Raw genomic sequence first — 12,383 nt, forward strand, 5'->3', positions numbered from 1 at the left:
CTTTCTTCAAGCTAATTTTTATGAGGTTACGATATTAAATAAAGAACGGCACAACGTCTAGCCCTGTTGTTTGCGGTAAATCAAATTGAACGTTCATATTTTGAATGGCTTGCCCTGCCGCCCCTTTGACTAAATTATCGATAACCCCAACAATCGTGGCACGGTTTGTTCGGCTGTCTACTTTCACAAAAATATCACAATAGTTAGAACCTTTTACACGATTTGTTCCTAGACTATTGACATCCGTAACAATTCGAACAAATGGATGTTTGTCATAGGTATTTTTTAAACAAGAAATCAGTTGATCCTCTGTGGCACCAGGCATAGTCGGTGCGTAAGAGGTCGATAAAATTCCTCGTGTCATTGGTACTAAATGCGTATTAAAAGTTATTGTTGTCTGAACATCTGCAAACATTGAAATAGCCTGTTCAATTTCAGGGATATGCTGATGTGAATTTGTTTTATAGATCGAGAAATTTTCATTTGCCTCACTAAAATGTGTTGTCTGTGATGGTTTATTTCCAGCTCCAGAAATCCCGCTTTTTGCATCTATTATTAAAAAGCTCGGGTCGATTAATCGCTCCTTTATTAGCGGTAATACGGATAGTAGAACCGCAGTAGGGTAACAACCAGGATTGGCAATAAGAGCTGCTTGTTGTACATTTTCAGCATTCCATTCAGTTAAGCCATAAACACTTTGCTGAATAATATCCAGCGGTGCTGCTTTCTTGCCATACCATGTTTCATAGCTTGTAGGATCTTTTAACCGAAAGTCACCAGATAAGTCTATTAATTTAGGACCTTTCCCTACTAATGGGGGCAAAAGCTCACTAGTCACCCCAGAAGGTGTACTTGTAAAAACCACATCATATTTCTCTAAAGCTTCATAATCAATTTTTTGTAACGGTGTATCAGCAATTTGAACGAGATGCCCAAACTTAGAAGAAAAAATTACACCTTCCTCAGAAGATGTAAATAACTCAATCTGCTCTACTGCTTTATGATTATGTAAAAATCGAATAAGCTCCAGTCCACCGTAGCCAGTTGCACCAACAATTCCTACTTTCAATACACTCACCTCTGAAATAAGTTAAAATTAGTATACGACTGCATAATTATTAAGTCAATTGAATTTTTATTTATTTGTAAAATTAATAATCTCGATGAATACAAAATACTTACAATCTTGCAGTAATAACCGATATTAGGCATGGTAATGTTTTTTAAATAAATAGATGTAACACCTACTAAACTAATAACGTATAAATAATTAAAATTTTTCAAGAAATCTGTTAACTACATATTTCCAAAATGGGAGGGTATTTTATTTTGAAGCTGTTAATAAGTAACCTCATGTTTTTATTAGTACTAGCAGGGTGTTCATCCGCTATACCAGACAATCCAACTGCAAAATCTATTTTGAAAGAAAACCCACAGGTAGATATCCTTCAATATAATCAACTTATCTATACCAAAGTTACCGAACCGGAATTAATAAAAGATAATTTCATAAAAAGTGATAAATTAGGAGAAATCAAAAAGACGACGACCTCCTCTTTATTTTTTAAAGATTTTTATGCAACTAAATTACCTATAGGAACTGAAATTTTTGCAACAGACGATCAAAACACTTATACCTTGATTATTGAACTAGATGGTGATCAAAGAATATATAAAGCGCTTATAGAAGGATAATTTTAAAGTTTAGCGTAAAAAAAACAGGAATTTTTCGTTGACTGAAAAAATTCCTGTTTGATAACAATCTATTAGTCTTCCATCGTCGACAAATCTCCAGTTGGTAGATTTAACTCCCATGCTTTTAACACACGACGCATAATCTTACCACTGCGTGTTTTTGGTAGCTTATCCTTAAATTCAATTTCACGCGGAGCTGCGTGAGCTGATAAGCCCTTCTTGACAAAATTACGAATATCTTCAATCAAAGTATCTGATGGCTCAACGCCTTCACGTAATGAAACAAAGGCTTTAATTATTTCACCTCGTACAGGGTCTGGCTTACCGATAACACCTGCTTCAATTACATCTGGATGCTCCAATAGCTTGCTTTCAACCTCGAAAGGCCCAACACGCTCACCAGCCGTCATGATCACATCATCTACACGCCCCTGGAACCAGAAGTAACCTTCATCATCCATATAAGCAGAGTCTCCTGACACATACCATTCACCTTTTAAGAAATATGACTCATAACGCTCTGGATTGCCCCAAATTTGACGCATCATGGCTGGCCAGCCTCGACGAACTGCTAGATTCCCCATTGTAAATGGTGGCACTTCATTCCCAGCATCATCCACTATCGTTGCATGAATACCTGGCAATGGTTTCCCCATGGAACCTGGCTTAATATCCATAGAAGGATAGTTACAAATCATATGTGCACCAGTTTCCGTCATCCACCACGTATCATGAATACGATGACCTAGCTCTTCACTACCCCAACGAATTACCTCTGGATTTAACGGCTCACCAACAGATAACACATGACGTAAAGAAGATAAATCATAATTCTCAAGCATGCCACTACCTGCACCCATCAACATTCTGAAAGCTGTTGGCGCACTATACCAAACTGTTACACTATAATCCTCAATAGCTTGATACCAGGCCTGTGGTGAAAACCTTCCACCAACAATAAGCATTGTCACACCGTTTAACCATGGACCAAAAATACCATATGCCGTTCCCGTTACCCATCCTGGATCAGCCGTACACCAATAAATATCATCCTCACGCAAATCTAATACCCATTGTGATGATTGATATTGTTGTAGCATTGCATTATGGACATGTAATACGCCCTTTGGTGCACCAGTTGATCCAGAAGTATAATGCAGAATCATGCCATCTTCTCTATCCATCCATTCAATATCAAATTGAGATGAAGCCTCTTTTAGACGTTTATTAAAATCTAAAATTTGTGAAGTTTCCTCTATATTAGAGCCTACTAAAAAGACGTGCTGTAAATTAGGAAGCTTTTCTAAAGGTACTCGCTCAAGCAACTCAGGTGTCGTCACTAATGCTTTCGCTTCACTGTCTGCTAGTCGGTCGTAAACAGCTCCCTCCATAAATGCCTCAAACAAAGGTCCAACAATAACGCCCATTTTTAATGCACCTAATAATGAAAAATAGAGCTCAGGAGAACGTGGCATGAAAATAAATAAACGATCCCCTTTTTCTAAATTCGTCACCGATTTTAAGACATTTGCGGCCTTATTAGTTTGTTTTTTCATTTCATTAAAAGAATAAGCCTCTTTTCGTTTACCATCAGTGAAATAAAGAGCTACCTTATTCTTACGATGTGTTTCCGTATGTCGATCAATCGCCTCATACGCCATATTCACACGACCTGTTTCGTACCAACTAAATCCCTTCTCTGTCTCTGCCCAATCATGTGTAGCTGCCGCTTCCTCGTAATTAGGTAAATTGTGTTGCCCAGGTATTGCTTTTAACTTCTCCATCATTTTCATCCCCATGAAACTACCCCTTTCTTTGCTATCGCTTTAGTACATTAGTAAGCAAACTTTAAATTATCCTATGAATAACTTTTCCCCCTTTAAAATTTGCCACCTTCTCCAAAGACAATTACGTTATGTAGCAAGTGTTATACAACAGTTTGAGTAGTAAGAAACAAATGAATTCTTATTCACACTACATTTATCTGTTAAATAACAGATGCAATATAAATCTATTTTACACGAATTCACTAGGAATGTCCTAATATTTTTATTTTTCCAAAAATACAGGTATATTTTGCAAAAATAAGCGTTTTTCCGCAAGAAATCAGCTATAATGGAATTATTAAACTCAGGTGGTGTAATTATGGAACATAAAAAAACTTTTTTTTCTGTCACAAAGGAAACAAAGCATGGTACTGTGTATGTGGAAGGACCTGTTCCTCCAGAAAAATTAGCTACATATTCATTCCATGAAGGCTTGGTTGCCTTTAGACCTCCTAAGCAGCAGCAGCAAGCTATTATTGAAATTGCAGGACTTCCTGAAGGGCGAATTATCATTATTCGCCAAGAAGACATTATCGTAGGCTACGTCACCTATCTCTATCCAGACCCTCTTGAACGCTGGGCCGAGGACCGTATTGATAACATGATTGAGCTAGGCGCTATTGAAGTTATACCTGAATATCGTGGTACAGGTGCTGGTAAAGCATTGCTAGCTGTTTCTTTTATGGGAGATGAAATGGAAGACTATCTTGTCATCACTACTGAATATTATTGGCATTGGGACTTAAAAGGAACTGGCTTAAATGTCTGGGATTATCGTAAAATGATGGAGAAAATGATGAGCTCCGCTGGCTTCGAATATTTTGCAACAGATGATCCCGAAATTACTTCTCACCCAGCTAACTGCCTGATGGCACGCGAGGGAAAGCGTGTGCCTCCTGAAACAATGGAAAGATTTGATAAGCTTCGTTTTAGAAATCGCTTCATGTATTAAAACCAACACAAAGGGGATACGTATATGATCGTAGAAGAAATCATGAATGATGAGCCCTACACGCTGGCTCCAACAAATACAGTGCTTGAAGCGCTAAAGTTAATGCGTGAGAAAAAAGTGCGTCATTTACCAGTTGTAGATGCGGAACAGCATGTTCTTGGTGTCATCACAGAACGAGATATTAAAGAAGCGCTTCCTTCTTCATTGCAGGATGAACCCAATTCTCCCGTATTTAATGCAAAAGTGGAAGAAATAATGATTAAAAATCCACTAGTTGGTCATCCGCTTGATTTTGTTGAGGAGGTAGCTCTTACATTTTATGAATCTAAAGTAGGCTGCTTGCCAATTGTCTCTGGTGGCAAACTTGTTGGAATCGTCACAACTACCGATTTACTTTATACTTATATTGAATTAACTGGTGCCACTGAGCCTGGCTCAAAAATTGAAATTCGTGTAACTGACACACCAGGGATTTTATTTGAAATCACAAAGATATTCCACGAACATCATGCAAATGTCCAAAGCGTCTTAGTTTATCCTGACTCTGAAAATACACAAAATAAAATTTTAAGTGTCCGAGTGAAAACTCTGAATCCATTAGCGATGATTGAAGATCTTCGTAAAGAGGGCTTCGATGTACTATGGCCTAATTTACCAGGTGTTTCATTACAATGAAAAAGGCAGTATTTGTATACTCACCAGAGCAGCTCGGATATAAATTTTCAGATACTCACCCCTTTAATCATAAACGCTTGACGCTTACAATGGATTTGCTAAAAAATATTGACGCTCTTGACGACGTGGACATTGTTCCGGCTCGTATAGCAACAGAGGAAGAATTATTACTCGCACATGATCCTAAATATGTTGATATTGTCAAAAAAGCGGGTCATGGTGAGCTTTCCGAGGCACAGGGAGAAAGCTATGGCATAGGCACTGAGGATACACCCATTTTTGAGAATATGCATGAAGCAAGTGCCCAGCTTGTCGGAGGAACGCTAACAGCTGTCGATTATGTTATGGAAGGCAAGGCCGAGCACGCCCTCAATTTAGGTGGTGGGCTACATCATGGCTTCCGTGGCCGTGCATCCGGTTTTTGTATATATAACGACAGTACAGTGGCCATCCGCTATTTGCAGGAAAAATATAATGCTCGTGTACTGTATGTAGATACCGATGCGCATCATGGGGATGGTGTACAATGGAGTTTTTATGAAGATCCAGATGTTTGTACATTGTCTATCCATGAAACAGGACGTTACCTTTTCCCCGGAACTGGTAATATAACAGAACGAGGAAATGGACAGGGCTATGGCACTTCTTTCAATTTTCCAATTGATGCTTTTACAGAGGATGAGAGTTTTTTAGAAATCTATGAAAAATCCATGAGGGAAATTTTTGAATTTTTCAAGCCCGATGTTGTGCTGACGCAAAATGGTGCTGATGCACACTATTTTGATCCATTAACACATTTATATGGTACTATAAATCTCTACAGAGAAATTCCAAAGCTCGCCCATCAATTGGCACATGAATATTGTGGTGGCAAATGGATTGCAGTTGGTGGTGGTGGCTACGATATTTGGCGTGTCGTGCCGCGCGCATGGTCTATGCTATGGCTAGAAATGACCGATCAGCAATTGCCAACAGGTCCTCTTCCACAAGCGTGGTTAGATCGCTGGCAACCTGAAGCGCCTGTACCATTTATTCCAACTTGGGAGGATCCGAATCCCTTGTATGAGCCAATTCCCCGAAAGGCAGAGATTGAAGAAAAAAATGCGCAAATGTTAGCGAAAGCACTACATATTATTCGTAACGAAAAACGCGTTTAACGTATTATATGCCTCACGAGCTCTCGTGGGGCTTTTTTCATTGGTTGTGATGTCACTTAGCACTCTATCCATCACTTTTAGGCCGTTATCCTTCATTACGGCAGTTCTATCCATCATTTTGAGGTTACTATCCGACATACCAGTAGTTCTATCCATCATTCAAAAAAACACGCAAATCCTCAAGGGAATTTACGTGTTTCTTAATGACTATTTACTTTTGACAGATTGTCGATGCTCAATACGATGCGGTAAGATAACCGCTTCATCTTCAACTGGCTCTTTATTCATTAGTTTTGTTAGTAAGCGCATAGCAACAGCTCCAATATCATAAAGCGGCAGCGCAACACTTGTTAGCTGTGGCCGTACCATTCGTGCTAATTTTGAATTTTCAAAACTAATTACTTCGATATCCTCAGGTACATCCTTTCCTGCATCCTGTGCACCATGAATTAGTCCAATTGCTAATTCATCACTGCCAGCAAAATATGCGGTTGGGGGATTTTCCAGTGAGGATAATGTTTCCCAAGCCTCAAGACCCATATCATAGCTTGATTCCTCTGCAGCAATTAGTGATTCATCTATAGGTAAGCCTGCATCTTGCAAAGCTTTTTTATAAGCCTCGAGCTTAAATTTTCCATTAATCGTATAAGTAAGTGGACCTGTTACGAAAGCAATTCGCTTATGTCCATTTTGAATAAGTAATGTGATAGCCTCATAAGCCGCTTGGTAATAGTCAATATTAACAGTTGCAATTGTTTGTGATTCATCTACTGAACCCGCAAGCACAATTGGTACTGGTGAATGATCCATTGTTTGTTGCATTTTTTCAGTCACTTCATCACTCATCATGACAATCCCATCTACCTGTTTGCCCAACATTGTATCCAGTAACTGTAGCTCTTTATCTTCATGTTGATCTGAGTTAGCTAAAATAATATTGTAACGGTACATGGTTGCAATATCCTCTACACCACGTGCCAGCTCCGCATAAACATTGTTTGCAATATCTGGGATAATCACGCCAACTGTTGTTGTTTTCTTACTGGCTAATCCTCGCGCTACTGCGTTTGGACGATATTCTAATCGTTCAATTACTTCTAATACTTTTTTTCGTGTTGCTGGCTTTACGTTTTGATTGCCGTTGACTACACGAGAGACCGTTGCCATTGAAACATTTGCTTCTCTTGCAACATCATAAATTGTAACAGTCATCGTACGTGCCTCCCTTTTTCCTTTTATAGCCTTATCATACGATAATTTTCATATTCTTTTCAAGAAGAAGTACGTACACGATAAGAAAAACCAAGTTCAAATAGTACTATTCTAGACATTATTTCGTCACGATATAGTAAAAACCGCCTGCTGATTTAGCAAGCGGTATATTTTAAAACAATTTAAGCATGAATTTCATAGTTTTTCATGAATTTTTGCAGTGTTTCATAGAATGCGTCAAATGTAGGGATATCCATTTGCTGTTGTGAGTCTGAAAGTGCTACAGATGGATCTGGATGCACTTCAGCCATTACACCATCAGCACCAATTGCAATAGCTGCTTTCGCACATGGTAATAATAAATCACGACGTCCTGTTGAATGTGTAACATCTACGAATACTGGCAAATGTGTTTCTTGTTTTAAAACTGGTACAGCTGAAATATCTAATGTGTTACGTGTAGCTTTCTCATAAGTACGGATACCGCGCTCACACAGGATGATGTTTTCATTCCCTTTAGACATAATGTATTCTGCTGCGTGAATGAATTCATCGATTGTTGCTGCTAAGCCTCGTTTTAATAGGACAGGTTTGTTTGTTGCACCTGCTGCTTTTAATAACTCGAAGTTTTGCATATTACGTGCACCAATTTGGATCACATCGATATAATCTAATGCTTCCTCTAAATGACCTGGTGTAACAATTTCCGTAATGACACCTAAACCGTATTCCTCTGACACACGTTTTAATATTTTAAGACCTTCTAATCCAAGTCCTTGGAAGTCATATGGAGAAGTACGTGGCTTGTATGCACCACCACGAATCAATTTTTCACCTTTTGCTTTAATAGATGCTGCTACTGCTGCAACTTGCTCGTATGATTCTACAGCACAAGGTCCAAATACGAAAGATGGTTTTCCTTGGCCAATTAACTCACCATTGATATTGATCACTGTATCTTCTGATTTTTTCTTACGAGATACAAGCAATTCCTTCTTCTTATCTGCTTCAAGTTGTTTTAAAGCAGTTTTAAAGATTTGTTTAAATATATAATCAACCGTCATTTGGTTTAATGGACCCTGATTGTGTTCTTTAATAAGATCAAGCATGTGTCTTTCACGTAGCGGATCATAGCGATTCACACCTTGTTTTTCTTTAATTTTACCGATTTCATTCACTACAGCTGCACGTTCGTTAATTAGACGAAGAATTTCTAGGTTTAAGTCGTCTATTTGACTACGTAAGCTTTCTAAATCTTTTTGGCTCATGCTTTCTTGCTCCTCTCATCATGACAGACACTTTCAGAACTCTGAAATGTATGTTACATTTTTAGATATTAGCAATATTATAATCAATGTTGATCAGAATGTCACGTATTTTTAATTTAGCGCTTCAACTCGCTAAATTATTTTGCAATATTACAAGAAAGGAAGCGATTACATTGAGTTCAAAACTATTTGCACTTGATATTGGAACACGTTCAGTTGTCGGCATTATCTTAACTGAAAATAATGACCACTTTCACGTCGAAGATATTTTAGTGAAAGAACATAAAGAACGTGCTATGGTCGATGGTCAAATACATAATGTCATGTATGTGGCAGATTTAATTAATGAAATAAAGCATGAGCTTGAGGATAAACATGGTAGCTTAACAAAAGTAAGTGTAGCTGCAGCTGGTCGCTCATTGAAAACAGAACAGGCGAGCGTGACCATTAATATACGAAATCGCCCAATTTTCACTGAGGAGGATATAAGCCGATTAGAACTACAAGCTGTACAACAAGCTCAGCAGCAGCTTTTGCAGCAGAAAGAGGATGCAAAAATAAGTCACTACTATTGTGTAGGCTATTCTGTTCTATATTATCGATTAGATGGTGAGGAAATTGGTAGCTTACTTGATCAACAAGGAGATGAGGCGCAAATTGAAGTGATTGCCACGTTTCTACCCCGAGTAGTCGTAGAATCACTTATTGCTGCACTAAAACGTGCTGATTTAGAAATGGACGCACTTACTTTAGAGCCAATTGCAGCTATTAACGTGCTTATTCCTCCAACAATGCGCCGTTTAAATGTTGCACTTGTTGATATCGGCGCAGGAACATCAGATATTGCCATCACTGATAAAAGCACAGTCGTTGCCTATGGGATGGTACCTACAGCTGGAGATGAAATTACGGAGGCATTGAGCGATCACTATTTACTTGACTTCCCAGTAGCTGAAAAAGCAAAAAGACAATTACAAACAGAAGAGGAAATTTTAATTCAGGATATCTTAGGCTTTGATCAATATTTCTCAAAAGAAGAAGTTCTTAAAGCAATTGATCCAGCTGTCAAACAACTTGCTAAAGCCATAGGAGAAGAAATATTACGACTTAATAATCGCACCGCTCCTAAGGCTGTCATGCTTGTTGGGGGTGGAAGCTTAACACCAAACCTAACAACTGAACTTGGGGCAGTATTAGACTTACCAGAAAATCGTATTGCCGTTCGAGGAATAGATGCCATACAAAATCTAACGAAGGAAGATCATATTAAAGCATCACCTGAATTGGTGACGCCAATTGGTATTGCCATTGCGGCAAAAAAAATGCCGATTCAATATATGAGCCTTACTGTGAATGATCAAGTGGTTCGTCTTTTTGAATTAAAAGAAATGACCGTTGCTGATGCTTTTTTAGCTGCAAATATTCGTGCAAAACAATTGTATGGAAAGCCAGGGCTTGGATTGTCAGTTAGCGTAAATGGACAAGATATTTTCATCCCTGGTGGTCACGGACAGCCTGCGGAAATTTTAGTAAATGGACAGCAAGCTTCTACTAAAACAATGATTAAAACTGGGGACGCTATCCAACTAATTGAAGGTCAAGACGGGCAGCCAGCAGTAGCAACTGTAAGAGATATTGTTGACAATGCAGCTATCAAAACGATAATGATTCAACATACAAAATATGTCATTGAACCAAAAATTACAGTAAATGGTTCCCCTGCCTCACTCGATAGTGCGTTAAAGGATCGGGATGTTGTTGCTTTTGAAATCGCAGATACAGTTGAAGAAATATTTAAGCTAACAAATAATTGGGCTTTATTAAAGCAATTTGAATCCTTTTATATTCAAGTAGATGGAAAACCACTTTACCTACCTGAGTTTTCCGCACAGCTAATGATAAACGATAAGCCAGCTAAACTGTCATATGCAGTACAGGATGAAGACAGCATTACTTTTCAGCAGCAAGCATTACCAACCGTACAACGAATAGCTGATCAAATGAATATTTTACTAGAGGATAACATCATCATTCATTTCCAGAACGAGATGCTGGAGCTGAAAAAGATGGCTAATGAGGTGCTCGTCAACAATAGCGTTGTTTCACCACTGTCAACGGTGCCAAATGGAGCGACAGTTTCATTTATAGAGAAGGATCGAAGCCGTTGGATCTACCAAGATGTCTTCCGTTTCTCTAACTGGCAGCTACCCACAACATTTAAAGGAAACTTCACCATTTTACGAAATGGACAACCTGCTAACTTTGATATGGAAATCTTCGGTGGGGATAAATTAGAAATTTTATTGGAGGAGGCAACTATCTTCTAAGAAATTAAAAAGGGAAACGATATGTCCTTTAAGAACATATCGTTTCCCTTTTTTTAAGCTTTAAGCTCGAACCTCTTCATTTTTTTCTTCGGCTTGTTCCTTTGTTTCAGCTGCCTCTTCTGCTTGAGGCTCTTCATTAGGAGCATAATCCTCTAACGGTTCCTCACCCTCGAATGAAACAGTTCCGTCGTCAAATACAGTCGGCGCTTTTGCAGTTTTTAACGTTTTTACTTTCTCTACTAAATGTGTAGATTGCTCTTGTATTTGTTTCGACAATTGAACCGTTTTATCTTTTGCTGTCGTTGAAAAATCCGCACTCTTATCTTTTAAATTTACAGCTTGTACAGCTACATCACTCCGTAAATCCTTTCCTGATTTTGGAGCTAGTAGTAAGCCGGCAGCTGCACCAACTATACCCCCAACTAATGCGCCAATAACAAAATCTTTCATGTTCACACGCTCCTCTTCATAAATAGATTCTTGCGGATGATAAAGCTGTGGCAATGAACTTTCAAGCTGTTGTTCCTTCACTTCGTTAAAATTTGGCTTTTGAGTTGACATGCAACAATTCCTCCCCATCTTATATTCATGTGCCTAGACTGGTTGTCCATCTACTTTTGTTGATGCATCTTCAACTTATGTCTAAGACTTTATTTTTATTCAGATGACACAAAAATGTCTACTGAATAATAATCACTTTTTACGACCCCATTTTCTTTTAGGCTTGTCTGATTGCTCGGCTTCAAAAACATAGCTTTCTTCTTGAACCTGCTCAATTACTTTACGCTTCTTCCATTTATCAGCAATACCCATTGCAACATTACTCCATTGAACAACCTGTGCAATTTTTTCCTCATTTTGTTCTACACTTTTTGAAATAGAGGAAGTAATATGCTGTACAGACGTATTTAAACCGTTCACGGAGTCACCAATTCCTTTGACTGCATGAACAACAGAATTTAACTGTTCTGATTTTTGCTGAATATCCTCTGCCAAACTATTCGTTTTGGTTAATAAGGAAGTCGTTTCACGTGTAATACCTTCCATTTGTCCTTCAATACCTGATAAAGTTCCTGCTAAGCTGTTTAGAATGGATTTAAGCGAGAATAGCGTCATGCCGACACTCACACATAAAATTAAAAAACCGATTGCTGCTATAATCGCCGCAATATACAAAATGACTTCCATAAAAAGACCTCCTGCTAGTAAAATTCTCTTTACTATTACTTTCCCTATCTTCGACAAAAAAAACTGAATTCCTTCTCAATTTT

11 protein-coding genes are annotated in these 12,383 nt (G+C 38.3%); 5 read left to right on the forward strand and 6 right to left on the reverse strand.

Annotated elements, in window-relative coordinates; genetic code table 11:
• Window positions 1-34: 34 nt before the first annotated feature.
• Entirely contained in the window at window positions 35-1,069 is a 1,035-nt protein-coding gene (argC, locus tag QNH24_RS19730) for an N-acetyl-gamma-glutamyl-phosphate reductase (RefSeq protein ID WP_283869198.1), read from the reverse strand.
• Between the two features lie 260 nt (window positions 1,070-1,329).
• Here argC and QNH24_RS19735 point away from each other — a divergent pair, with 260 nt between their 5' ends.
• On the forward strand, window positions 1,330-1,695 hold the full coding sequence (locus QNH24_RS19735; RefSeq protein WP_054771388.1) for a hypothetical protein: 366 nt from the start codon (window positions 1,330-1,332) through the stop codon (window positions 1,693-1,695).
• Window positions 1,696-1,766: 71 nt separating this feature from the next.
• On the opposite strand, the gene acsA is transcribed toward QNH24_RS19735, so the two are convergent.
• A complete protein-coding gene (gene acsA / locus QNH24_RS19740; RefSeq protein WP_430674208.1) occupies window positions 1,767-3,494 on the reverse strand; it encodes an acetate--CoA ligase in 1,728 nt (575 codons plus the stop codon).
• Window positions 3,495-3,840: 346 nt separating this feature from the next.
• Between acsA and QNH24_RS19745 the strand changes: the two genes are divergently transcribed.
• From QNH24_RS19745 to QNH24_RS19755, 3 genes are read left to right on the forward strand one after another with little or no spacing between them, the layout of a single operon-like run.
• A complete protein-coding gene (locus QNH24_RS19745; protein ID WP_283869199.1) occupies window positions 3,841-4,473 on the forward strand; it encodes a GNAT family N-acetyltransferase in 633 nt (210 codons plus the stop codon).
• Between the two features lie 24 nt (window positions 4,474-4,497).
• Complete coding sequence (locus QNH24_RS19750) at window positions 4,498-5,148, forward strand: acetoin utilization AcuB family protein (protein ID WP_283869200.1); 651 nt, start codon at window positions 4,498-4,500, stop codon at window positions 5,146-5,148.
• Complete coding sequence (locus QNH24_RS19755) at window positions 5,145-6,305, forward strand: acetoin utilization protein AcuC (RefSeq protein ID WP_283869201.1); 1,161 nt, start codon at window positions 5,145-5,147, stop codon at window positions 6,303-6,305. Before QNH24_RS19750 ends, QNH24_RS19755 begins: the two co-directional genes overlap by 4 nt.
• Before the next feature lie 207 nt (window positions 6,306-6,512).
• Here the strand turns inward: QNH24_RS19755 and ccpA are convergent, their stop codons facing one another.
• Together ccpA and QNH24_RS19765 are read right to left on the reverse strand one after the other, a co-directional pair.
• The gene (gene ccpA / locus QNH24_RS19760) at window positions 6,513-7,517 is read right to left on the reverse strand and encodes a catabolite control protein A (protein WP_049667456.1); all 1,005 of its coding nucleotides are present in this window, start codon (window positions 7,515-7,517) and stop codon (window positions 6,513-6,515) included.
• 182 nt (window positions 7,518-7,699) lie between these two features.
• Window positions 7,700-8,785, reverse strand: a complete 1,086-nt coding sequence (locus QNH24_RS19765; protein WP_283869202.1) for a bifunctional 3-deoxy-7-phosphoheptulonate synthase/chorismate mutase — start codon at window positions 8,783-8,785, stop codon at window positions 7,700-7,702.
• 173 nt (window positions 8,786-8,958) lie between these two features.
• Between QNH24_RS19765 and QNH24_RS19770 the strand changes: the two genes are divergently transcribed.
• On the forward strand, window positions 8,959-11,112 hold the full coding sequence (locus tag QNH24_RS19770; RefSeq protein WP_283869203.1) for a cell division FtsA domain-containing protein: 2,154 nt from the start codon (window positions 8,959-8,961) through the stop codon (window positions 11,110-11,112).
• Window positions 11,113-11,172: 60 nt separating this feature from the next.
• Here the strand turns inward: QNH24_RS19770 and QNH24_RS19775 are convergent, their stop codons facing one another.
• Window positions 11,173-11,673 carry a YtxH domain-containing protein gene (locus tag QNH24_RS19775; protein ID WP_283869204.1) on the reverse strand — a complete coding sequence of 167 codons (501 nt, stop codon included), beginning with the start codon at window positions 11,671-11,673 and terminating at the stop codon, window positions 11,173-11,175.
• Window positions 11,674-11,805: 132 nt separating this feature from the next.
• On the reverse strand, window positions 11,806-12,300 hold the full coding sequence (locus QNH24_RS19780) for a DUF948 domain-containing protein (protein WP_283869205.1): 495 nt from the start codon (window positions 12,298-12,300) through the stop codon (window positions 11,806-11,808).
• Window positions 12,301-12,383: the final 83 nt, after the last annotated feature.

The sequence above is a fragment of the Lysinibacillus pakistanensis genome (assembly GCF_030123245.1).
Classification (GTDB): Bacteria; Bacillota; Bacilli; order Bacillales_A; family Planococcaceae; genus Lysinibacillus; species Lysinibacillus pakistanensis.